The sequence below is a fragment of the Streptomyces chromofuscus genome (assembly GCF_015160875.1).
In the GTDB taxonomy this organism is placed as follows: Bacteria; Actinomycetota; Actinomycetes; order Streptomycetales; family Streptomycetaceae; genus Streptomyces; species Streptomyces chromofuscus.
Genome location: NZ_CP063374.1, coordinates 6,457,739 through 6,479,774 on the forward strand (window position 1 = coordinate 6,457,739; position 22,036 = coordinate 6,479,774).

Consider the following 22,036-nt stretch of genomic DNA (forward strand, 5'->3'; position numbering starts at 1 on the left):
CGCGCCCGGGACGGTGGCAGCGTGGTCCATTCGCTTGCAGCCCTCCTGGTCGTGAGGCGGGTAGCCGACTCCGAAATCGCCGGACCGCGCATTGGTGGTGCGCGGTCCGACGCGGGCGGGTCGGGAGAGGGGATCCCGAGCGATGCCCGGAGAGCCGTACCCGCCGGGCCGGGCCCTCCGGGAGGAAATCCTGGCCCGGGATCGGGGTCCAGCGGGGCGCGAAGCCGGGTCATCAAGCTGCCGTGCAAGAAAAGGAGGAATGAACAAACCAGGACAAACGTGCGAAGCGGTGACTCATGCGGACCTCACCACCCAACCGCTGACCTGCACCGCCCTAGCATGGCGGCTGTGCGGCGGCCGGTGTGCTCCGGCCGTCCGCGCCGGGACCGACTGCGGGGAGGGCATGTGCGCACAGTGCGGGTGACGGGCGCCGAGTTCGACGTACGGGACGAGGGCGAGGGGGACGCCGTGCTGCTCGTAGCGGGCGGCGGGGCATCCGGGCGGGTCTGGGACCTACACCAGGTGCCCGCGCTGCGCGCGGCCGGTTTCCGGGTGCTCACCTTCGACCGGAGGCCGCTCCGGAATACGCAGGCGGCGCCGGATCCGCGCACGGCCGCCGTCGAACTGCTTTATGTCCTTGCGGAGTTGGACCTCCCCCGATGCCGTGCCGTCGGTGTCTCCGCCGGGGCTGAGGTGGTGCAGGAGCTGATGCTCGCCCGGCCCGGGCTTGTGACCGGGGCGGTGCTGATGGCCACGCGCGGCCGCGGCGACCTGTCCGGCAGAGCGATGGCCGACGCCGAACGGGAACTGGCTGCCGCCGGGGTGCGGCTGCCGCCGCGCTACGCGGCGTGGCAGCGCGCCGTACTCAACCTGTCGCCCGCCACCTGGCGGCGCGAGGACGAACTGCTCGACTGGCTCGACCTGTTCGAGGCGGCCGAGCGCGCCGGGACGGCCCCGGTGCCGGTCCCGGCCGACGGCGAGCCGGCGGACCGGCTCGCCGCGCTCGGCCGGGTGACCGTCCCGGTCCTCGTGCTCGGCTTCGAGCATGACTTGATCGTGCCCCCGTGGCTGTGCCGCGAGGTCGCCGCGGCCCTGCCCTCGGCGCGCTACGCCGAAATCGCGGACTGCGGGCACTACGGGTACCTGGAGCGGCCCGCGGAGGTGAACAGCGCGCTGCTGGAGTTCCTCACCGGCGCGCCCTGACCGGGGCCGTACCGGTCAGCGCGGTTCGCCGGACTCGCGCAGCACGTCCCCGAGCAGCCGGTGAGCCAGGGTCAGCCGCTCGCTCGCGGACAGTCGCGCCAGCGCCGGCCACAGCACGTCCGCGCCGCCCGCGGACGTGGCGCCGGTCGCCGCGGCGACCGGCGTCGGCGACGGGGCGTCGGGAGCCTCGGGGGCGACGGCCGCGGCCGGGGCGGTGAGTAGGCCGGCGACCGACGGGGCGGTCAGCAGGTCCTGGAGGGCGATCTCCCAGCCGTGGTCGTGCTCCAGGGAGCTGACCAGGCGGGCCGCGTCCAGTGAGGATCCGCCCAGTTCGAACCAGCCGCCGTCCAGGTCCTCCTGGCCAAGGTAGGTGCGGGCCAGCTTCAGGGCCTGGGCGTGCATGTCGTCCGTCGGGGTCATCGCTTCGTTCTCCTTCTCGGTCGGGTGGAACCGGGGTACAGGGCGGTCAGGGCAGGGCGGGGGTGTCCGGGGCGGGGTGGATCGCCGGGTCCGGCGGGGTGCCGGACTCCGGGGGCGGCGCGGCGAGCCGTTCCCGGGCCACGGCGGTGAACGCCGGACGGCCGGTCCGCACGCCCAGCAGGCCCACGTGGGCCCAGCGGAACGACGCCCGCAGCAGTACCCGTTCGCGCAGGCCCGACTGGACGGTGCCGCCGCTTCGCCGGTACGCCGACAGCAGTCGGTCGAGCAGCGGGCGGCCGCCCGCCAGGTACGGGTCGACGAAGTCCGCCGCCGGATCGTCGAAGGCGGCGTTCGTCCAGTCCAGGACCCCGGTCACCGCGTCCGAGCCGGGGCCGACGAGGGTGTGCCCCGGATGCATGTCGCCGTGTGTGAGCCGGGCCCGGTGTGCCCAGTGCCGGTCGTCGTCCAGCCAGGACCGCCAGTGCGCGTACCAGCGCTCGGGAAGCGGCACCGCGGTCCGGGCCTCCGTGAGCGTCCGGGCCAGGTCCTCGCGCGCCAGCCCCGGTTCGCGCGGCGGGACGCCCGCGTCCACGGCCTCCTTCACGGGCACCCGGTGCAGGGCGGCGAGGGTCGCCGCGAGCGAGGTCACGTACCCGGCGCCGGGCCGCCCGCCGCCCGCCGCGGGGTGCCACTCGTAGCGCAGGGCGGCCGGGTCCTCGAACCCGGCGGGGGCACCCCCGAGCCGGCGGTACGCGATGAACGCGCGGTCGGCGTGCTCCCAGCGCGGCACCGCCACCGGCAGCGCGGGCCTGACCGCCGTGAGGACGGCCGCCTCCACGGCGATCCGGTCGGTGCTGCGGCTGCGGCGGGGCAGCCGCAGGATCCAGTCCGCGCCCTCGGTGTCCTCGACCTCGACCACCCGGAAGTCCCAGCCCGCGTCGTTGAGGACCGCCGTCCCCGGGCGCAGGGACAGTCCCCGGGAGGCGGCCGACTCCAGGGCGGCGGCGAGCACCTCGCGCGGGTCGGCGGCCGTCACGCGGAGGCCGTCCGGTCATCGCCCGCGCCACCGGCTCCCGGGACGGACGCGCTCTCGCCGGAGCCGTCCGCGTCCCGCCGCGCGGTGCCGGTCAGCGAGCCGCCCAGGACGTAGTCCTCGGGGATGTCGCGCAGGGTGCGCAGCGGCGAGCAGTAGATCCACAGGAACGACAGGGTCGTCGCGAGGCCCGCGATCCACAAGGTGGTCCGGGCGCCCAGGAGTTGGCCGAGGAGTCCGCCGAGGACCGCGCCCAGGGGCAGGGTGCTCCACACCAGCAGCCGGTTGAAGGCGCTGACCCGGCCGAGCAGCCGGTCCGGGGTGATGGACTGGCGGAAGGTGACGACGATGACGTTGTAGACGACCATGCCCGCCGAGGAGACGAACAGGCCCACGCTGACCAGGGAGAGCCGCCACCCGGTGTCCACCAGCGGCACCATCGTGAAGCCCGCGCCCGCCACCAGTGTGGCCTTCCAGATCGCCGGTCCGTGTCCCAGCCGGCGCGCCGCCCTGGCCGCCAGCACCCCGCCGAGCAGGCCGCCGATGCCCTCGAAGGTCAGCAGCAGACCGATGACGCCCGCGCTCAGGTCCAGGTCACGGGCGAGCAGGACCGGGATCATCGGAGTGCCCACGGCCCAGAAGAGGTTGAAGCAGGCGGTGCTGAGGGAGGTGCGCCGCAACAGGACGTCGCCCAGGACCGCGCGCAGTCCCTCGGCGGCGTCCTTCCGCCACGAGACGGGCTCCCCGTCGGCGCGACCGGGCAGCGGCTCCCGCCCCCGTACCAGCAGCACGCAGACCGCCGACCACAGATAGCCGCCGACCGACACCAGGACGGCCACCGGCGCGGCCAGCGCCTGCACCAGGGCGCCGCCGAGCCCCGGTCCGGCCGCCTGCGCCACCGACTGGACCACCTGGAGCCGGGTGTTCGCGTCGATCAGCCGCTCCCGCGGCACCAGCGAGGGTACGTAACTCGCGTACCCCACCTCGAAGAAGACGGTGAGCAGGCCGAATACGAAGGCCACGGCGATCAGTTGGGCGGCCGTGAGCAGGCCGGTCCACCAGGCGATCGGGATCCACAGCAGCAGTGCGGCACGGGCGACGTCCGTGGCCAGCAGCAGCGGGCGCTTGCGCACCCGGTCCGCCCACACGCCGGCCGGGACGCTCGCCAGCAGGTAGGGCAGCGACTCGGCGGCCGACAGGGCCCCCACCTCCAGCGGGGAGGCGTCCAGACTGACCACCGCCACCAGCGGCAGGGCCAGCGTCAGGATCTGCGTGCCGAATTGACTGATGCTGTCCGCGAGAAAGATCTGACGGAAATCGCCCAGCCGCAGAATGCTGTCGGCCGGAATTTTTGGGCGCATGGCGGTAATAGTGCCATGGGAAACTCGACAGGTCACTAGTGCGTCGGTGCGAGGAGCGCGAAAGCGGCCGACCCCGGACGGACCGGGTGGCCTCCACCGGTCCGGGAAGCCCGCCGGACGGCCGATAGCACCCCAACCACGTGCTGGAACAGGTGCCTTGGCCGGTGAGTGTCGGGGGCCGGGGGCGGGGGGCGGCCCTGTCACGTACTCGCGTTACTTGTGACTGCCACGTACTTGTTGATGTAATTGGGGAAGTCGCCACCGATTTACTCCCCGCCGATCCGAGGCGCATTGCAGCTGCCCGGACTCGCCGTTCACCGATTTCCACGAGCCCTTATCCCGTGAGGTTTTCTTCGTGTCACGGACTCGAATTGAATTCAACGCATCGCGCCCTGCGGAGCCTCCGGCACTGGAGGAGTGGTACCGGCGCAGGCTCGGCCGGGCCGAGCGGGACATCAGCTCCAGCGGAGTACACCCCTACACCTACGCCGAACTGCGTCGGCTGACCGGACTTCAGGCGACCGACCTCGACGGCATCCTCGTCGACGACAGCACCTCGCAGGGCTCGCCCGAGCTCCGCCGGGCCATCGCCGACCGCTACCTGCCCGGCGGAGCCGACCGCGTCATGGTCACCCACGGCTCCAGCGAGGCGATCGCCCTGACTCTGGAGACGCTGCTCGGGCCCGGCGACCGGGTGGTACTGCCGGACATGCTCTACCACTCGCTCGCCCACTACCCGCGGGCGGCCGGCTGCGTCCTGCACCCCGTGCCGCTGGACGCGTTCACCACCGCCGACACCGACCCGCGGGCCCTGGAGCGGACGATCCCCGCGGACACCCGGGCGGTGATCGTCAACTTCCCGCACAACCCGACGGGTGTCACCCTCACCAACACCGCGTACCGCAGGCTGCTCGACCGGGTCGAGCAGATCGGCGCCGTCCTGGTCTGGGATGCGGCGACGGCCGAGATGAGCTGGGACGGGCCGTCGCTGCCCGACCCCGGTACCCGCCATCCGCTGACCGTCAGCTACGGCACCTTCTCCAAGGCGTTCGGCCTGCCCGGCCTGCGCGTCGGGTGGTGCGCGGCGCCCGAGGAACTGATCGAACGCAGTTTCACCGTGCGCGACCGCACCACCCTCTTCCTCTCGCCGCTGGTGGAGGCGGTGGCCACCGCAGCGATGCGCTCCGCGGACGCTCTGATCGCCCCCCGCCGGGCCGAGGCCCGCGCCAATCTGACCGTGCTGGAGAAGTGGGTCGCCGACCACCAGGGTCTGGTCGCCTGGACGCCGCCGGGCGGAGGGGTCTGCTGTCTGCTGGAGCTGCCCGGCGTCACCGACTCCGAGCGGTTCTGCGTCGAACTCCTGGAGGAGTACGGCACCTTGCTCGTCCCGGGCACCGCCTTCGGTCGCGAGGGCGCCGTACGGCTGGGATTCGGCGGTGATCAAGGCGAGTTCACCGACGGCCTGGACACGCTCTCCGCGTTCCTGCACGCCCGGGGCGGCCGGTGATGGCGGCCTCCGGCACGGCGGGCGGGGCCGATGCCCTGTCCCGGCTCTGGCACGAGGTGAGGGCCGCGCACGGCGGCCGTCCCGCCCTCACCGACGGGCGCCGCACCATGACGTACCGTCAGGTCGATGCGGCCGCGCGGGCCGTGGCCGGCCGGCTGACCGCCGCCGGGGCCGGTCCCGGCCGGTACGTGATGCTCCACGGGCTGGCCCCGATGGACGCCGTCGTGGCCATGCTGGGGACGCTGGCCGCGGGCGCCGCCTTCGCCGTCCTGGAGGAGGGCCTTCCCGACGCCGCCCGTGCCGCCCGCTGCGCCCGCGTCGACGCGGTGCTCCTCGCCGGCCGCGACTGCGCGCCCCACGGGACCGCCACCCCGCCCTGGACCGATCTGGGCCCTCAACTGGACGGCACGGCACACGAGTCGGCGCCGACCCCCGACGACGGCGGCGCCCCGACCGCCGGCCTGTCCTGCGCGGCCCGGGTCGGCGGGGCGGCGTCCGACCGGCCCGCGTACGCCATGTTCACCTCCGGGTCCACCGGTGAGCCGAAGGCCGTCGGTATCGGGCGGGAGGCGCTGCACGGCTTCGCGCTGGCGGCCGCCGCCCGGCTGGGCCTCGGCCCCGAGGACCGGTGGCTCCAACTGGCCTCCCTCGGCTTCGACGTGGTCGTGGAGGAGGTGTTCCCCGTCCTCGCCCGCGGCGGGACCGTCGTCTGCCGTCCCGGCACCGGCGTACCGGACCCGGAGGAACTGCACGGCATGCTCGGCGCCCTCGGCGTGACCACCGTGGAGCTGTCCACCCAGTACTGGCGCGAGTACGCGCACTGGCTCGACGTCCGGGGCGAGACCACCCCCGCCCCGCTGCGCCGGGTGCTGGTCGGCGGCGAGCGCATGGACCCCGACGACTGGCGGCGCTGGGAGCGTGCCGGGCGCGCCGGGCTCGTGCACGTATACGGGCTGACCGAGTGCACGGTCACCTCCACCATGTACGAGGGGCCGCTGCCGGACGACGCCTCCGAGGTACCGATCGGCACCCCCCTTGCCAACGCCGAGGTCAGCGTGCGCGACTCCGCCCGGCGGCCGGTACCGCCCGGCACCGTCGGGGAGATCCATATCGGCGGGCCCTCACTGGCCCCCGGCTACCTCGGCGATCCGGAGCAGACCGCGCGGCGGTTCGTCACAGGCCCGGAGCCGGGCGGCGGGCGGCTGTACGCCACCGGCGACCTCGGGCGGATCCTGCCCGATGGCGCTGTGGAGTTCCACGGCCGGGCGGACGACCAGATCAAGATCCGTGGTCACCGGCTCGAACCGGCCTCGGTGGAACGGCTCCTGACCGCCGACCCCGCGGTCGCCCAGGCCGTCGTCCTGCTGGACGCCCGGAGCCGCGGTTCCCTGCTGGCCTGTCTGGTCCCGGCGGACCCGGCCGCACCCGCGGACGGCGTGCTGCCGGTCACCGCCGGGCAGCGCGCCCGGCTGCTCGCCAGGGTCACCGCCGAACTGCCCGGCTGGGCCGCGCCCCAGCAGTTGTTCTGGACCGGATCCCTGCCGAAGAACGACCACGGCAAGGTGGACCGCCGCGCGCTCGCCGCGACCCTCATGACCGCGCAGGCGACGACCGCCGCGCAGGGGACCACCACGGCCGGGGCAGCCGCGACCACGGACCCGGACCTCACGACCGGCCTGGCGGACGGTGGCGTCGGCGTCCCCGGCACGGACCCGGGCGGGCAGGAGACGCTCGACACCGTGCTGCGGCACTTCCGGGTGCTGCTGGCCGACCCCGGGCTGGAGCCCGACGCCGACTTCTTCGCCAGCGGCGGCCAGTCGATTCTCGCCATGCGCCTGGTCACCGAACTCCGCGCCGACTTCCCCGGGACCGTCGGACTGCGGGCCACGACCGTCTTCGACCATCCGACACCCCGCCGGCTCGCCGAGTGGCTCTCCTCGGCACGGACCCGCCCCCGTGCGGTGCCGGCACTGTTTCCACCGGCCGTACGTAAGGACTGAACTGTTATGGGCACACCTTCCGAGGAGCACGTCCTGCTGCTGACCCCGGACGAAGCGCGACGGACGGCCGACCTCACGATCCGCGCCGCGGAGCTTTACATCGGCGACGACGACCCGGCCCTCCTGCTCGACCTGCCCCGGATCGCCGCGGACCTCCCCGTGCGCACCCAGCGCTTCCTGCGCACCTTCGCCATCGACGAGCCCACCGGCTATTGCGTGGTCAGTGGGCACCTCTTCGACCAGGACCGCATCGGCCCCACCCCGGAGCACTGGCGGGGCCGCCCCCGCCCCAACCGGGAGTTCCCCGAAGAGGTACTCGTCCTGCTGTACGCGGCGCTGCTCGGCGAGCCGTTCGGCTGGACCACCCAGCAGGACGGCCGGCTGGTGCACGACATCTTCCCCGTCCGCAGCCACGAGAACGACCAGCTCGGCCTTGGCAGCAAGGAGCTGCTGACCTGGCACACCGAGGACGCCTTCCACCCGTACCGCGGCGACTACCTGGTGCTGGCCTCCCTGCGCAACCCCGACAAGGTCGCCACCACCGTGGGCTCGTACGCCGGCGGAGCGCTGTCCGACGACGACGTGGAGGTGCTGTTCGAGGAACGCTTCCACATCGCCCCCGACGAGTCGCACCTGCCCAAGAACAACTCCGCCTGCTCCGGCGGCGACGCCGAGCGGTTCGCCACGATCGAGCGGCTGATCCACGAACGCCGCCCGGTGGCCGCCCTGTTCGGCCCGCGCCAGGAGCCGTACCTGCGGTTGGACCCGTACTTCATGGAGGTTTCCGAGGACGACCCGGAGGCCCGCCGCGCCCTCGACAACCTGATCGCGGTCGTCGACTCCGGGCTGTGCGAGGTCGCTCTGGAGCAGGGCGACTGCCTGGTCGTCAACAACCACCGCGTGGTCCACGGCCGGGTGCCCTTCACCGCTCGCTACGACGGCACCGACCGCTGGCTCAAGCGCATCAACGTCACCCATGACCTGCGCCGCTCCCGCACCATGCGGGCGAGCGCCGGCAGCCGCCTGATCGGCTGAGGCGGCCGTGGCAGACCTGCCGGCCCTCACGGTCACCAGCCTGGAGCGGGCACCGGAGCTGGAGCCGGCCGTCGACCGGCTGATCACCGGCAACATGCCCGCGTTCATGAGCTGGGAGTCGCCCGGCAACTGGCGCTGGCACCGGCTCTACGACACCTACCCCGTCCACCAGCTCTGCGTCCTGGACGAGGAAGGCCGGCTGGTGGCCGCCGCCAACGGCCTGCCGGTCCCCTGGGACGGCACGGTCGACGGGCTCCCGGGGGGCTCCGACGACGTGCTGGTCTCCGCGTTCGACGGACCCGCCGCCCGCCCGGACGCCCTGTGCATGCTCTCGGTGAGCGTCTCCGCCCGGCTGCGCGGCAGCGGCCTCGCCGAGCAGCTGCTGACCCGGGCCAGGGACGAGGCACGGGCCGCGGGCCTGCGCGGCGTCGTCATCCCGGTCCGCCCCACCCGCAAGGCCCGGTACCCACTCGTCCCGATGGCCGACTACGCCCGCTGGCGGCGGGCGGACGGCACACCGTTCGATCCCTGGCTGGCCACCCACGCCGCGCTGGGCGCCGAACTGCTCGCCCCCTGCGACCGCTCGCTGGTGATCAGCCAGCCCGCCGCCCGCTGGGAGGAGATCGCCGGACACCCGCTGCCCGGCCCCGCCCGCCACCTCGTACCGGGCGCCCTCGCCCCGCTGGAGGTCTCCGCGGACGGCGAGGGCGTCTACGCGGAGCCCAACTTCTGGGTGTTCCACCCGGCCACCTGACCCGCTGCACCACCCCCGACCACACCCGAGGAACGACCACACCCGAGGAGTCGCCCATGCCACCGCTGCGACTGGCCGTCGTCGGCTGCGGAGCCGCCGCCCGGTCCTGTCACCTGACCGCGCTGCCGCACGTCCCGCAGATCCGGCTCACCGCCCTGATCGACCCGGACCCCGAGCAGGCCCGTGCCGCCCTCAAGTGGTACACGGACCAGGGCGGCACCGCCGAGGACGTGCTGATCGCCCGCACGGTGGAGGAGGCCGCCGACGCCTTCGACGCCGCCGTGGTCGCCGTACCGCACACCGCGCACGCCGCCGTCGCCGGCGACCTGCTTGCCCGGGGCAGGCACGTGCTGCTGGAGAAGCCGATGGCGACCTCCGCCGCGGACGCCGAGGCCCTCGCCGCCGCCGCGGCCGCCGCCCCGGACACCCGGCTGCTGATGGCCCACCCCCGGCGGCTGTTCCCCGCCAACGCCTGGGTGCGCGGGCTCATCCGGAACGGCGACCTGGGCACCGTCACCCGGGTCCGCTGGACCGAGGGCCACCCCTACAGCTGGGAGCCGGTCTCCTGGTCGATGTTCGACCGCGCTCTCGCCGGCGGCGGCGTCCTCACCGACACGGCCTCCCACGTCTTCGACATCCTGCTGTGGTGGCTCGGCCCGGACGTCGAGGTGGTCGACTACGTCGACGACAGCCTCGGCGGGGTCGAGGCCGACGCCGTCGCCACCCTGCGCATCGGGGGAGTGGAGACCGTGCTGGAGTTCAGCCGGGTCCGCGCCCTCGGCATCAGCTGCGTCGTGACCGGTACCGCCGCCGAGGTGAGCGTCGGCACCGACTTCCCGGCCGGCGAGTGCACCCTGATCACCGCCTCCGGCGAGGAACTGCACCGCGGCGACGTGAGCGCCGTGCCGCCCGCCCAGGACGAATGGGACGACCTCTTCGTCGAGCAGCTCCGCAACTTCGCCGACGTGTGCTCCGGCGCGGACGTGGCACCGCACGCCACCGCCGAGGACGGCCTGCGGGTCGCCCGGCTGATCGAGCAGTGCTACACGGGGCCGGCGCGACGCCCGCTGGCCCAGCCCTGGCTGACCGGGACGATGTCGAGGAGCGCGGCATGAACGACTTCGCGGGCAGGCGCGTCGCGGTCACCGGCGCCAGCGGGTTCATCGGCGGGCGGGTGGTGGAGCGGCTGGTGCTGGGCACCGGGGCCGAGGTCCGTGCCCTGGTGCGCGGCTACGGCCGGGCCGCCCGGCTCTCCGTGCTGCCGCAGGAGCGGCTCACCTTCCGGGCCGTCGACCTCGACGCCCCGCAGAGCCTGCGCAAGGCCCTGGACGGCTGCGACCTGGTCGTGCACTGCGCGTTCGGGTCGCGGGGCGAGGTCGACGACCGCTGGCGCACCACCGTCGACGGGACCGCGAACCTGCTCGATGTGGCCAAACTCGCCGGCGTCGAGCGGCTGGTGCACCTCAGCACCGTCGACGTGTACGACACCTCCGGCCTGAGGCGCTTCGACGAGACCGCCCCGGCGCTCGGCGAGGACGCCGACGACCGCGAGTACGAGCAGCAGAAGGCCGCCGCCGAGCGGCTGGTGCTCGCCGCGCACGGCGACGGCCCCGAGACCGTCGTGCTCCAGCCCGGCGTGGTCTACGGTCCCTGGGGCGGACAATGGACCGTCGCCCAGCTGACCCGCCCCGCCGAGGAGTTCGAGGAGCTGCCGGTGACCGGTGCGGGTGGCGCCTGCAACGCGGTGTACGTGGACGACGTCGTGGACGCCGTGCTGGCGGCGCTCGCCGAACCCGCCGCGGCGGGGCGGAAGTTCCTCGTGAGTGGGCCAGACGAGCCCGGCTGGGGCGAGTTCTTCGACCGGCTGCGCGGCATCCGCGGCCTGCCCGCCCCGGCCGGCACTCCGGCCGACGGGGCCGTGCCCGACTGGGAGCAGGCGCTCTACGCCAGCCCCGCCCGCGTGGACGCCGCGCTCGCCGCACGCCTCCTGGCCGCGCCCCGGACCACCCTGGACGAGGGCATGACGCGCACGGCGCAGTGGGCGCGCTGGGCCGGGTACGGGGCACCGGGCGGAGCCGGCCGGTGACCCGGGTTCTGGTGATCGCCCCGCACCCCGACGACGAGGTCATCGGCTGCGGCGGCTCCATCGCCAAGCTGGCCCAGTCCGGCGCCGAGGTCACCGTGGTCATCGTCATCCGCCGCGAACGCGGGCTCGCCGACCGGGAGGTCGGGGACGAGGAGTTCGCGGCGGAGACCACCGACGCCTGCCGGGTGCTCGGCGTCAAGCGGTGCATCACGCTGGACGAGCCGTCCCGTGACTTCGCCGCCGACCGGCGGCTGCACCTCGCCGTCGTCAAGGTGCTGCGCGAGGTCCGCCCGGACCGGGTGTACCTGCCGCACCGCGACGACGGGGACGTGGAGCACCGGGCCGTGCACCGGCTCGGCCTGGAGTCGCTGTGGATGGCGGAGTCCGACTTCTTCGAGGAGGCCGGGCCGCCCGCGCCGCCGCCGTCTCTGGTGCTCGGCTACGAGGTGTGGGCCCCGCTCGGCGAGGCCCAGTACACCGAGGACGTCACCGACCAGATCGAGCTGAAGGTCGAGGCCATGCGCTGCTACCGCTCCCAGCTGCGGCACGCCGCCTGGGACGAGGCGGTGCGCGGGCTGGCGTCCTACCGGGCCGTCACCAGCGCGGGCCACGGCCACAGCGAGGCCTTCGAGGTGATCCGGATGGCCGGCGCCCGGCCCTGAACAAGCCGGACCGGGGGCCGGCAGTGCGGCCCCCGGTCCTTCCCCGCCGGGCGGCTCAGTCCGCCCGCAGCACGTCCCCGATCGCCGTGTCCGGAGCAGTCAGGAACCTGTGCACCAAGGAGGTGAACTCATGAGCGAGCTCCCGAACGCTCTCCTCGCCGAAGACGTCCGCCGGGAAGAGCACCGTGAAGTCGACTCCGCTGTCGTCGACCGAGGCGAACACCTCCAGGCTCTCGATCTGGTGCTGGTCGCCGGGCACCTCGGTCGGCTCCACCGACAGCCCTCCGGCCTCGCGCTTGCCGCCGCTCCAGCCGCCGGGCGCCACGTCGAAGAAGGTGCACGGCCGCTCCAGCAGCCGGCCCAGGTGGGTCGGGGCGAGGGAGGAGGTCACCTCGGGCGCCGGCACCTGGCCCAGCCGCTGCGTCTCCAGCACCGCCGAACGGACCGTGCGGCTCAGCTCCTTGAAGGTCAGGGACGGGTTGATCCGCACCCGGACCGTCGCGTAGGTGGACAGGAAGGCCACCAGGTCCAGCAGGTGCTCCTCGGTGCGCCGGGTCACCGGGATCAGCGCCGCGAGGTCGCTGCGCCCGCTGCGGGCGTGCAGCGCGCAGAGGTAGGCAGTGAACAGCACCACGAACGGGGTGGTGCGGGCCGACCGGCAGTACTCCGTGAGCAGCGCGCAGGTCTCCGGCGTCAGCGAGCCGTCGAACGTGCCTACCGCGTAACGGTCGTTGGTCTCGCGCAGCATCCCGGGCAGGTACACCGGTGCGTTGGTGCCGATGCCGTCCAGCAGCTCCGCGAAGCGGGCGATCATCTGCCGGGGGTTCGGGTCGCGGCCCAGCCACTCCGCCTCCCAGCGGACGAAGTCCGCGTAGGTGAACCGCTGTTCGGGCAGCTTGGCCTCGCGGCCCTCGACGGCCGCGGCGTACAGCTCCCACAGTTCGTTCACCAGGATCTCGAACGACTGGCCGTCCACCACCAGATGGTCGACGGCGAGGCCCAGCAGGTGGTCCTGCTCGCCCAGGCGGTAGACGACGCCGCTCATGAGCAGCCCGCCGTCCAGGTCCAGGTTCCGGCTCAGGAAGGCGCCGGCCAGGCGCAGCGCCTCGTCCGCCCGCTCGTCCTCGGGCAGCGCGGTCAGGTCCACGCGCTCGGGCGTGAAGGGGCGGGCCTCGCGGATCTCCTGTCGCCCGGTCCTGCCCCGGTCGGGGAAGGCCGCGCGCAACGCCTCGTGGCGGGCGACGAGCGCGGTCAGCGCCGAGTCCAGGGCGTCCGTGTCGAGGGGGCCGGTCAGGCGGAACCCCCGGCCGAACATGCGGACCTCCACCCCGAGGTCATGCTGCTCGACCCACTCCTGGATCGCCAGGCGGTCTATCTGGTCGGACAGCAGCGGAAGCACTTCGGGACGGCTTCCCTCGTTCGCGATGCGCATGCGAATTCTCCCTCAGGAAATGAAAAGGAAATGGCGGGCCTGGAAGTGCCCGGCACGGAAATCGAGACTACTGAATGGGGCGGTCGTGACGCAATATGAAACGCGCGGAGATTTCTTCGCTGAGTATGCCGATGTTTATGCCGCGGCACCCTACAATGATTTCACGGAAGAAGTGTCGAAAAAACTCCCCGACCTGATTTCCCATTACCGTGCGGGTGGCGGGTCGCTGCTCGACCTGGGCTGCGGCACCGGCACGCTGCTGATCGCGCTGGCCGGCTCCTTCGGCCGGCTCACCGGCGTCGATCAGTCGCCCGACATGCTGCGGCACGCCGGCGAGGCCGCCCGCCGGGCCGGGGTGGACGTCGACCTGGTCCGCGGCGACCTGCGCGAATACCGCGGCGACCAGCGCCACTCCGTGGTCACCTGCACCTACAACACCGTCAACTACTTGGTCGGCGAGGGTGACCTGGAGCTCGCCGCCCGCACCCTGCGGGCCGCCACCGAGGACGGCGGCCTCGCCGTGCTCGATGCGCACCCCGTCTGGTTCGTCGAACGGGCCTGGGCCGGACAGGTGTTCGTGGAGCAGAACACCGAGGACATCCTGGAGGTCTGGGAAAACTCCTACGACGCCGCGACTGGCCGGGTGGACACCACGGTCACCGTCGTGCGCCGGACCCCCGAGGGCGGCTGGCACCGCGTCCACGAGACCCATCCGCAGCGCGGCCACGACCCGGCCGCAGTCACCGGCGCACTGCTGGCGGCCGGCTTCACCAGCGTGGACACGTACGCCGGGCTCGACCGCGAGCCGGTGCGCGAGGACACCCGGCGCGTCTGGTACGTGGCCAGATGACCGACACCCTCCTGATATGCGGGATCGGCTCCGGAATGGACAGGTCGCTCGCCCGCGTGAAAGAAATGGGGGTGCGCGCCCTGGTCGTCACGGACCGCATCACCGAACGCGTCTGGAAAAGCGCCGACATATGCCTGGAGGCGGACCCAGACGATTTCACCGGTGTCCTGTCGGCAATTCGCGCGGAGCGGCCGGGAAGAATATCCGGCGTCATGACCCTCGGATACGACAATCCACCGGTCGTGGCCCGGCTGGCCGCCGAGCTGGGCTGCCCCGGCGTGCCCGTCGAGGTGGCCGACCTGTGCACCCTGAAGGACCGCCGGATCGCCGCCCTGGACCGGGCCGGGCTGCCCGTGCCCCGGTTCGCCGTCGCCACCACCGCCGACGCCGCCCTCGCCGCGCTGAACCGGATCGGGCTACCCGCCGTCGTCAAGCCCAGCGATCGCACCGGCTCCCTGGGCGTCGCCAAGCTGGACGCCCTCGGCACCGCGCGGGAACCCGTCGAGCGGGCCCTTGCCCTCAGCCCGACCGGACACGTCGTCGTGGAGGAGTACCTGACCGGCACCGAGCACACCGTGGCCGGGTTCGCCGTCGACGGCAGGCTCCGCGTCACCGGGTTCGCCGACCGCGAGTACGGCGAGAAGGAGCGCTTCTTCCCGCACTTCTTCGAGGGCGGCGACACCCTGCCCTCCGTCCTGGACGAGGCACAGCGCGCCGAGGTGGTGCGCACCGTCCAGCGGGGCGTCGACGCGCTCGGGCTGACCACCGCCGTCGTCAACACCGACATCCTGCGCACCCCCGACGGGCGGGTGTACCTGCTGGAGATCACCTGTCGGCTGACCGGCGCCCGCATCGCCACCGAGATCATGCCGCTCGCCACTGGTGTCGACCCGCTGCCCAACGCCGTCCGCCTTGCCCTGGGCCGCCCGCTCGCCGAGGAGGAACTGCGCCCCACCCGCGACCGGGCGGTCGTCCAGCGCTATCTGCCCGCAAACGGCGGCACCGTCGAATGGGTCGGCGACCTGGCCGAAATCGCCCGTACCCCCGGCGTCCACGACGTCTTCTGGGGCCTGGACCTCGCCCCCGGCACCGTCCTGCCGCCCTACCGCGGCGGCGACGAGGTGCTGGCCGGTGTGATCACCAGCGGCCCGGACACCGCCGCCGCCGAAGCCCTCGCGACCCGGGTGCTGTCCCGCCTCCCACTGCGCCTCACCGACCGCCCCGCCGCACCCGCCCCCACGCCCTGACCGCACTCCACCCTCCGACAAGGGGAACGCCGATGACCACCACCGCGTACGACCACTGGTCCGACACCTACGAACTGTTCGAGGGCCCCATGGCCGAGGACACCTGGCGCCTGGGCATCGGGGCCGAACTGGCCAAGCTGGCCGCCCCCGGCCCCCTCCGCATCCTCGACCTTGGCGCCGGCACCGGCATGGGCAGCCGGGTGCTGGCCGACCTGGTCCCGCAGGGCGAGGTCACCTCGCTGGACCGCTCGGCGGCCATGCTGGAGCACGGCGGCATACCGCCCGAGCTGCGCATCGTCGGCGACATGGCACGCTTCACCGCCGAGCCCGACAGCTACGACTTCGTGGTCTCCGGCTTCGACGCCCTCAACTACCTGACCGCCGTCGACCTCGCCGAGTGCCTGGGCAACGCGGCCGCGGCCCTGCGCCCCGGCGGCCACCTCGTCTTCGACTACTCCTCCCGCAAGGTCCTCCAGGAGGACTGGCGGAACCTGGAGCACGAGGAGACCCGCGACGGTGTCCGGCTGCACCGCACCCACCGCTGGGACCCCGTGCTGGCCCGCAGCCGGTCGGTGCTCTCCCTGTACGGGGCGGACGGCCTGCTCTGGCGCGAGACCCATGTGCAGTACGTCGTCGACCCGTTCACCATGGAGGAACTCGGCCGGACGGCCGGCCTGCGCACGGTCCGGGTCCGCGACATCGACGGCGACGGCTTCACCCCCGGTCACACCACGCACATCTACGTGCTGCGCAAGGACGAGCAGGGCGTCGTCCCGAACACCGGGGAGCGGGCATGACCGCCGCCGAGGCCGCCCCGGACGAGGAGCGCACCGAACGGGTGCTGGCGAGCACCAGCGTGGTCATCGCGCTCCGCGACGACCTGCGCATCCTGGACTGCATCGACTCGGTCGACGAGGACGTGGAGATCGTGCTGGCGCTCAACGGCGCCACCGACGAGATCCGCCGGGTGCTGCGCGAGCACCCGAGGCCGCTGACCGTCACCGAGATACCCGACGCGGGCAACCTCGGCGCCGCCTACAACGCGGGCGCCGAGGCGGCGAGCGGGCGCTATCTGCTGCTGATGGACTCCGACTGCACCTTCGCCCCCGGCGTGGTCCGCATGATGGCCGCGGCCGTCGCCACCGACCCGGTGGTCAAGGGCCAGGTGGTGTACGGCGAGTCCGGCAGCCTGATGAGCCGGCTCACCGCCCGCGTGCGCGAGTACGACGAGGGCGAGTACGTCAGCGCCCTGTCCCCGCCGCTCATCTACGACCGGGCGATCGTCGAGCACATCGGCGGCTACCACTTCGACGGCCTGATCCACTGGTGCGAGGACCGGGAGTTCGACTTCCGTCTCCAGCTGGCCGGCATCCCCGTCCGGCACGTCCCCGAGGCCCGCATCTTCCACGACGCCCAGGTCGGCCTCCAGAACATGCGCAGCTACTTCCGCTACGGCGTGGGCGAGGGCATCGCCCAGGAGACCGGTGTCTTCACCACCCCCGCCGTGCCCGTGCTGTGGCGGCTGTACGAGGCGTCCCGGACGCTCGCCGGGTGCGCCCGCCACAAGGGGATCGGGGCCGCCGCCTACTACGCCCTGCTGAAGGCGGCCTTCCACACCGGCACCCTCTACCACCTGGTACGCGACCCCTACGGCGTGCGGCCCCGCTACCCGGCGACCGCCGCCCGCACCAGGATGCTGCGCGCAATCCCGCAGCACTGCACCGAGCTGACGCCCGCCCAGCGCGAGCGGCTGCGCCGGGCGCATCTGCGGGCCGGTCGGCGGATCGTCCCGCTCGCCGACCTCACCGTGTTCCGGTGCGACGGCGATCCGAAGCCCGAGCCGTCGCCTCAGGCCGCGTCGTGAGCGTCCGGCAGACCGGGACAGACCGGGAGCAGCAGCCGCGACGGCCGGCCCGGCCCGTGGTGGACCCGGTTGACGGCCGTGGCCACCGGGGCGTCCGCCAGGGTCAGCGGGGTGCCGCCGGTGTTCGGATTGGGGTCGAACCGCGGGAAGTTGCTGCTGGAGACCTCCAGCCGGACCCGGTGGCCGGGCCGGAAGACGTGCACAACGGTCCCCGCCGCCACCGGCAGGGCGTGGACCGTGTCCGGGACCGGCGGACGCACCCCGTCCAGCCGGGCCCGGTGCCCGGTCCGGACGACGCCGTCGCAGAGGATCTCCGCGCGGCCATCCGGGTGCACGTCGACCAGCTTGGCGGTGAAGTCCGTGTCCGGCGCGGACGAGGAGACGTACAGCTCGGCGACCACCTCCCCGGACACCGTCAGGGGCGCGTCCAGCCGGGGGCCGGTGTAGCAGAGCACGTCCGGGCGGTCCTCCACCGCGCGCTGGTCCAGGGGGCCGCAGTCGGCGCCGACGAGCATGCCGGTCATGCAGGTGGCTCCGCCGGCGGTCGGGACGGGGTCGCGGGGGTCGTAGCGGTAGACGTCCGTGACCTCGCGGCGGGGCGGGGCGTGGTGCAGCACGCCCGAGCCGTGCCGGGTACGAGCGTCGCCGTCGCTGTCCAGGTGCAGCGCGAGCGGGACGCTGTCCGCGCCCGGCGGACCGGCGGGGGTGATCCAGCGGTCCGCCCCGCCGGCGAACAACTCCACCGGCGGACCCGCTTGCTCCGTCCCGCCCTTCAGATGCCGGTCGAAGAAGGCGAGATGGGCCGCCGTCATGTCGAACTCCGCCTCGTCGGCGGCGAGTCCGTAGCGCCGCTCGGGGAAGACACCGCCGGTCACGCAGTGCGACCAGGGGCCGATCAGCAGGCGGTCGTCCGGCCGGGGCGACGGTGTCCGCAGGGTGCCCGGCAGGAAGATGTCGTACCAGCCGCCGACCACCAGCGCCGGAGGCCGTCGCCCGTCCGGGGCGGCGGCCAGCCCGCGCCAGTGGGCGTCGGGCCCGGGGTGCTCCAGCCACTCGCGGTAGTAGGGAGCGAGCCGGTCCAGCAGGGGCAGCGCCCGCCAGGGCGCCCGGTAGAGCTCGTCGATGCCGTCCAGCGCCTCGGCCACGGCGCGGACGTCCGCGGCGGTGCCGCCGGCCCGCTCGACCTGCCCGTGCAGCAGGTCGCCGAGCACCCAGTGCAGACAGAACCCGAGTTGGAAGGCGCCGCCCAGGTACGTCCAGCCCTCGTAGGGGTCGGCGGCGGCGACGTGCGGGGCGAGGGCCCGCAGCGCGGGCGGCGCGGCGGCCGCCGCGTGCCACTGCGCGGCACCCTCGTAGGACCGCCCGATCATGCCGACGGTCCCGTCGCACCAGTCCCGGCCTGCGGCCCACTCCACGGTGTCTCGGCCGTCCGCGGCGTCGTCGGCGAACGGCCGGAAGACACCGCCGGACGCGTACCGGCCGCGCACGTCCTGCACCACGAGGCAGTACCCGGCCTCCACCAGCCGCATCCAGTCCAGGGAGCGGCCCCCCGCCGAGGACCCCTTGCCGTACGGGGTCCGCTGGAGGAGGGCCGGCAGCGGGCGGGAGGTGTCCGGGCGGTACACGTCCGCCCGCAGCACCACGCCGTCGCTCATGGGGACGGGCACGTCCCGGTCGATCACGAGTCGCACGGGCGTCTCCTCTCAGTCCGCGGACCGGGCGTAGGTGGGGTAGTGGAGGACCTCACCGCCGAACCCGAGCTTGAACCGGTTGATCCCGGCCGTCTTCCCGTCCACCTCACCGGTGGATATGCCGCTCAGGTCGAAATGCTCCAGCCCTTCGGCCGCCGCCCGCCTGATGGTCTCGAAGTGCACGAAGTTCATCGAGCCGTCGACGCGGTGTTCCGGATGCGTGGCCACAAAACGCGCCTCCAGCGAATTCCGGTTCCGGAAGCATATGGAACCGGCCGCCACCCGGCCCTCGTGCAGCGCGGTGAAAAGGTGGACCGACGGATGCTCCAGCAGATCATGCAGCAGATCGAGGGGGGCGAGGTCGGGTGAGTCCGCGCGGATCATGGCTGGTGCGTAGAAGTCGTAGAACTCGTCGATCCGGCCGGGGTCGTCGGCGAATTCCAGGCCGCTGCGCAGCGCCCGGCGCACCCGGCTGCGGGTGCTCGGGCGCATCCGGGCGAGGATCGCCTCGTCCCCACCGCCGGTGGGCACGAGACCGGTCGCGTAGCGCGGGGCGGGCCGGTACCCGGCTGCCGCCAGCACCTCGGGGAAGTCCCACTCCGGAAGCAGCACCAAGGTGGCGGGGCCCAGCCGGGAAACCCCCGTGAGCAGGGCGGACAGCTGTTCGGGATCTGGGTGTCCGGCCGGTCCCTTCCACATGAACCAGCCGTCCTGACCGCCGTCCTCTAGCAGTGCCGCGGCCCACCGGCCGCCGGGACGGCCCGCGCGCAGCAGGCGTACGGGATGGCCGCGCCCCGACAGTAGCCGGAACCGGCCGGCGCTCTGGTGGAAGTCCTCGGCCGGGACGTCCGCCTCGTCGGGAATGTCGGCGGTGCTTTCCGGATGCATGATCAGACGAAGCACGGCGTGCCCTTTCTTCTGGTTTCTCGCGCATGGAAATCGGAAAGTGCCCAGCGGTTTTCGAAGAATGCAGAAAAACGGGAGAATGTGAAGAGTTGACCGGGCTGACCGGCGGTTTTACGCCCGGTGCGGTCTCGGAGAAGGAAAGAGGCCGGCGCCTATTTCTTCGGCGCGGTATCGCTGTTAATTTCTAGCGCACCGGTCGTCGTCCGTCAATTACCGGGCCCACGGCCCGTTCGAAGGGAATGACTTGCCATGCGAATTCTCGGTGTGAATGGCTGGCCGGGCGCTAGCCACGACGGGTCCGCCTGCCTGCTGGTCGACGGGAAGGTGGTGGCGTTCGCGGAGGAGGAACGCTTCACCCGGCACAAGCACGGCTACGGCGAGGCCCCGCTGCACGCCGCCGCCTTCTGCCTCCAGGCGGGCGGCCTCGCCCTGGAGGACATCGACGTCGTCGCCCACGGCTGGGACATGCCCTCGCTGCTCACCCGGCGCGGCCTGGACTGGTTCCCGGACAGCGCACGGGCCCTGGACTTCCTGTTCCCGCGCGAGTACTTCCCCCGCGGCCGCGACCCCGAGCTGGTCTTCGTCCCGCACCACACCGCCCACGCGGCCAGCGCCTACTACTTCTCCGGCCGCGACCAGGGCGCCGTCCTGGTCCTCGACGGCCAGGGCGAGTGCGAGAGCGCCACGCTCGCCTCGGCCGTCGGCGGCGAGCTGAAGGTCCTGGAGGCCGTCCCGCCCGGCTGGTCCCTCGGCTACTTCTATGCCGCCGTCTGCGAGTACGCGGGCCTCGGCGCCGACGCCGCCGGCAAGGCCATGGGCCTCGCCCCCTACGGCACCCCTGGCGACCTGACCTTCGGCGGCGGCCTCAGCTTCCTCGACGACGGCTACGCCGTCGGACCGGTGCCGCGCACCCTGCTGTCCACCGGCAGCACCGACGAGGAGGCGGACACCCTGCGGCTGTGGCTCGCCCACCTGGAGAAGACCAGCGCGCTGCCGCCCAACCGCATCAGCCGCCACTACGACCGGGAGCGCGGCCGCTACGTCCGGCGCACCGAACGCGACCCCTACGACTACCGGGACCTCGCGGCCACCGCCCAGGAGGCCCTGGAGCGCTCGGTCATCGCCATGGCCCGCCGGCTGCTGCGCGAGACCGGCCAGGACACCCTGATGGTGGCCGGCGGCGTCGGCTTCAATGCCACCCTCAACGGCAAGCTCGCCCGGCTGCCCGAGGTGCGCGACCTGTTCGTGCAGCCGCTCGCAGGCGACCAGGGCGTCAGCCTCGGCGCGGCCGGCTGGGTGGCCGCCCAGCACGGCGAGACCATCACGCCGATGACCGGCACCCTCGCCTGGGGCGAGCAGTGGGACGCCGACGCCGTCCGCCGGGTGCTGCACAGGCAGGGCGTCCGCCACACCGAGCACGAGGACATAGCCGACGCGGTGGCCGGGCTGCTGGGCCGCGGCCAGATCGTCGGCTGGCACCAGGGACGCGGCGAGGGCGGCCCCCGGGCCCTGGGCCACCGCTCCATCGTCACCGCGCCGTTCCCGGTGGCCAAACGCGACCGCATCAACCTCACGGTCAAGGACCGCGAGTGGTGGCGGCCGTTCGCGCCCAGCATGCGGCTGGAGGAGGCCCCCACACTGCTCGGCGACGGCACACCGCTGCCCTACATGATCGTCACCACCCCCGTGCCCGACGCCGGACGGGCCGCGATGCCCGCCGTGATCCACGTCGACGGCACCACCCGCCCGCAGACCGTCACCGCCGAGGACGACCCGCTCTACCACCGGCTGCTGGGCCGGGTCGCCGAGCACACCGGACACGCCGTCGTGCTCAACACCTCGTTCAACGGACGCGACGAGCCGGTCGTGTGGACCCCCTCCGACGCCCTCGCCACCTTCGCCCGCAGCCCGCTGGACGCGCTGGCCCTCGGCCCGTTCCTGATCCGCCGCAGCGACTGAACCCCGGCCCGCACGCACCTGACCCC

General features: G+C 73.4%; 19 protein-coding genes. 13 read left to right on the top strand and 6 right to left on the bottom strand.

Annotation, left to right across the window (positions count from 1 at the left end):
* Positions 1 to 405: 405 nt before the first annotated feature.
* On the top strand, positions 406 to 1,203 hold the full coding sequence (locus tag IPT68_RS29010) for an alpha/beta fold hydrolase (RefSeq protein WP_228039982.1): 798 nt from the start codon (positions 406 to 408) through the stop codon (positions 1,201 to 1,203).
* A gap of 15 nt (positions 1,204 to 1,218) precedes the next feature.
* Here the strand turns inward: IPT68_RS29010 and IPT68_RS29015 are convergent, their stop codons facing one another.
* The 3 genes from IPT68_RS29015 to IPT68_RS29025 are packed head-to-tail and all read right to left on the bottom strand — an operon-like array spanning position 1,219 to position 4,017.
* Positions 1,219 to 1,623: an acyl carrier protein gene (locus IPT68_RS29015; RefSeq protein WP_194074022.1), complete on the bottom strand. Its 405-nt coding sequence runs from the start codon at positions 1,621 to 1,623 to the stop codon at positions 1,219 to 1,221.
* Positions 1,624 to 1,669: 46 nt separating this feature from the next.
* Positions 1,670 to 2,659 (bottom strand): macrolide 2'-phosphotransferase, encoded by a 990-nt coding sequence (locus IPT68_RS29020; protein WP_189701414.1) that lies wholly within the window; start codon positions 2,657 to 2,659, stop codon positions 1,670 to 1,672.
* Positions 2,656 to 4,017: an MFS transporter gene (locus tag IPT68_RS29025; RefSeq protein ID WP_189701415.1), complete on the bottom strand. Its 1,362-nt coding sequence runs from the start codon at positions 4,015 to 4,017 to the stop codon at positions 2,656 to 2,658. The genes IPT68_RS29020 and IPT68_RS29025 overlap by 4 nt, the downstream gene beginning before the upstream one ends.
* A gap of 355 nt (positions 4,018 to 4,372) precedes the next feature.
* On the opposite strand from IPT68_RS29025, the gene vioD reads away from it, so the two are divergent.
* Genes vioD through IPT68_RS29060 form a run of 7 tightly spaced genes read left to right on the top strand, consistent with a single transcriptional unit; the run spans position 4,373 to position 12,061 of the window.
* A complete protein-coding gene (gene vioD, locus IPT68_RS29030; RefSeq protein ID WP_228039984.1) occupies positions 4,373 to 5,524 on the top strand; it encodes a capreomycidine synthase in 1,152 nt (383 codons plus the stop codon).
* Complete coding sequence (locus IPT68_RS29035; RefSeq protein WP_189701416.1) at positions 5,524 to 7,524, top strand: non-ribosomal peptide synthetase; 2,001 nt, start codon at positions 5,524 to 5,526, stop codon at positions 7,522 to 7,524. Before vioD ends, IPT68_RS29035 begins: the two co-directional genes overlap by 1 nt.
* A 6-nt stretch (positions 7,525 to 7,530) precedes the next feature.
* Entirely contained in the window at positions 7,531 to 8,559 is a 1,029-nt protein-coding gene (vioC, locus tag IPT68_RS29040) for an arginine beta-hydroxylase, Fe(II)/alpha-ketoglutarate-dependent (RefSeq protein WP_189701417.1), read from the top strand.
* Positions 8,560 to 8,566: 7 nt separating this feature from the next.
* The gene (locus IPT68_RS29045; protein ID WP_228039986.1) at positions 8,567 to 9,313 is read left to right on the top strand and encodes a GNAT family N-acetyltransferase; all 747 of its coding nucleotides are present in this window, start codon (positions 8,567 to 8,569) and stop codon (positions 9,311 to 9,313) included.
* A 56-nt stretch (positions 9,314 to 9,369) separates the two neighbouring features.
* Positions 9,370 to 10,428 carry a Gfo/Idh/MocA family protein gene (locus IPT68_RS29050; RefSeq protein WP_189701418.1) on the top strand — a complete coding sequence of 353 codons (1,059 nt, stop codon included), beginning with the start codon at positions 9,370 to 9,372 and terminating at the stop codon, positions 10,426 to 10,428.
* Complete coding sequence (locus tag IPT68_RS29055; RefSeq protein WP_189701419.1) at positions 10,425 to 11,399, top strand: NAD-dependent epimerase/dehydratase family protein; 975 nt, start codon at positions 10,425 to 10,427, stop codon at positions 11,397 to 11,399. Before IPT68_RS29050 ends, IPT68_RS29055 begins: the two co-directional genes overlap by 4 nt.
* Complete coding sequence (locus IPT68_RS29060; protein WP_189701420.1) at positions 11,396 to 12,061, top strand: PIG-L deacetylase family protein; 666 nt, start codon at positions 11,396 to 11,398, stop codon at positions 12,059 to 12,061. Before IPT68_RS29055 ends, IPT68_RS29060 begins: the two co-directional genes overlap by 4 nt.
* 55 nt (positions 12,062 to 12,116) lie before the next feature.
* On the opposite strand, the gene IPT68_RS29065 is transcribed toward IPT68_RS29060, so the two are convergent.
* A complete protein-coding gene (locus IPT68_RS29065; protein WP_189701421.1) occupies positions 12,117 to 13,493 on the bottom strand; it encodes a condensation domain-containing protein in 1,377 nt (458 codons plus the stop codon).
* On the opposite strand from IPT68_RS29065, the gene IPT68_RS29070 reads away from it, so the two are divergent.
* Genes IPT68_RS29070 through IPT68_RS29085 form a run of 4 tightly spaced genes read left to right on the top strand, consistent with a single transcriptional unit; the run spans position 13,486 to position 17,454 of the window.
* Positions 13,486 to 14,343 carry a class I SAM-dependent DNA methyltransferase gene (locus tag IPT68_RS29070; RefSeq protein WP_189701422.1) on the top strand — a complete coding sequence of 286 codons (858 nt, stop codon included), beginning with the start codon at positions 13,486 to 13,488 and terminating at the stop codon, positions 14,341 to 14,343. The genes IPT68_RS29065 and IPT68_RS29070 overlap by 8 nt on opposite strands.
* The gene (locus IPT68_RS29075) at positions 14,340 to 15,590 is read left to right on the top strand and encodes an ATP-grasp domain-containing protein (RefSeq protein WP_189701423.1); all 1,251 of its coding nucleotides are present in this window, start codon (positions 14,340 to 14,342) and stop codon (positions 15,588 to 15,590) included. The genes IPT68_RS29070 and IPT68_RS29075 overlap by 4 nt, the downstream gene beginning before the upstream one ends.
* Positions 15,591 to 15,622: 32 nt before the next feature.
* Positions 15,623 to 16,387 (top strand): class I SAM-dependent DNA methyltransferase, encoded by a 765-nt coding sequence (locus IPT68_RS29080; protein WP_189701424.1) that lies wholly within the window; start codon positions 15,623 to 15,625, stop codon positions 16,385 to 16,387.
* Positions 16,384 to 17,454, top strand: a complete 1,071-nt coding sequence (locus tag IPT68_RS29085; RefSeq protein ID WP_189701425.1) for a glycosyltransferase — start codon at positions 16,384 to 16,386, stop codon at positions 17,452 to 17,454. The genes IPT68_RS29080 and IPT68_RS29085 overlap by 4 nt, the downstream gene beginning before the upstream one ends.
* Here the strand turns inward: IPT68_RS29085 and IPT68_RS29090 are convergent.
* Positions 17,439 to 19,145 (bottom strand): CocE/NonD family hydrolase, encoded by a 1,707-nt coding sequence (locus IPT68_RS29090; RefSeq protein WP_228039988.1) that lies wholly within the window; start codon positions 19,143 to 19,145, stop codon positions 17,439 to 17,441. The genes IPT68_RS29085 and IPT68_RS29090 overlap by 16 nt on opposite strands.
* Before the next feature lie 12 nt (positions 19,146 to 19,157).
* Entirely contained in the window at positions 19,158 to 20,033 is an 876-nt protein-coding gene (locus tag IPT68_RS29095) for a GNAT family N-acetyltransferase (protein WP_189701426.1), read from the bottom strand.
* Between the two features lie 267 nt (positions 20,034 to 20,300).
* On the opposite strand from IPT68_RS29095, the gene IPT68_RS29100 reads away from it, so the two are divergent.
* Complete coding sequence (locus IPT68_RS29100) at positions 20,301 to 22,010, top strand: carbamoyltransferase family protein (RefSeq protein ID WP_189701427.1); 1,710 nt, start codon at positions 20,301 to 20,303, stop codon at positions 22,008 to 22,010.
* The last annotated feature ends 26 nt before the right edge of the window (positions 22,011 to 22,036 follow it).

What these genes read in the sequence shown, in the direction of transcription:
- IPT68_RS29015 (WP_194074022.1), bottom strand. Translation starts at nt 1,623, where the DNA reads ATGACCCCGACGGACGACATGCACGCCCAGGCCCTGAAGCTGGCCCGC.
- IPT68_RS29025 (WP_189701415.1), bottom strand. Translation starts at nt 4,017, where the DNA reads ATGCGCCCAAAAATTCCGGCCGACAGCATTCTGCGGCTGGGCGATTTC.
- IPT68_RS29035 (WP_189701416.1), top strand. Translation starts at nt 5,524, where the DNA reads ATGGCGGCCTCCGGCACGGCGGGCGGGGCCGATGCCCTGTCCCGGCTC.
- vioC (WP_189701417.1), top strand. Translation starts at nt 7,531, where the DNA reads ATGGGCACACCTTCCGAGGAGCACGTCCTGCTGCTGACCCCGGACGAA.
- IPT68_RS29050 (WP_189701418.1), top strand. Translation starts at nt 9,370, where the DNA reads ATGCCACCGCTGCGACTGGCCGTCGTCGGCTGCGGAGCCGCCGCCCGG.
- IPT68_RS29055 (WP_189701419.1), top strand. Translation starts at nt 10,425, where the DNA reads ATGAACGACTTCGCGGGCAGGCGCGTCGCGGTCACCGGCGCCAGCGGG.
- IPT68_RS29070 (WP_189701422.1), top strand. Translation starts at nt 13,486, where the DNA reads ATGCGCATGCGAATTCTCCCTCAGGAAATGAAAAGGAAATGGCGGGCC.
- IPT68_RS29065 (WP_189701421.1), bottom strand. Translation starts at nt 13,493, where the DNA reads ATGCGCATCGCGAACGAGGGAAGCCGTCCCGAAGTGCTTCCGCTGCTG.
- IPT68_RS29075 (WP_189701423.1), top strand. Translation starts at nt 14,340, where the DNA reads ATGACCGACACCCTCCTGATATGCGGGATCGGCTCCGGAATGGACAGG.
- IPT68_RS29080 (WP_189701424.1), top strand. Translation starts at nt 15,623, where the DNA reads ATGACCACCACCGCGTACGACCACTGGTCCGACACCTACGAACTGTTC.
- IPT68_RS29085 (WP_189701425.1), top strand. Translation starts at nt 16,384, where the DNA reads ATGACCGCCGCCGAGGCCGCCCCGGACGAGGAGCGCACCGAACGGGTG.
- IPT68_RS29095 (WP_189701426.1), bottom strand. Translation starts at nt 20,033, where the DNA reads ATGCATCCGGAAAGCACCGCCGACATTCCCGACGAGGCGGACGTCCCG.
- IPT68_RS29100 (WP_189701427.1), top strand. Translation starts at nt 20,301, where the DNA reads ATGCGAATTCTCGGTGTGAATGGCTGGCCGGGCGCTAGCCACGACGGG.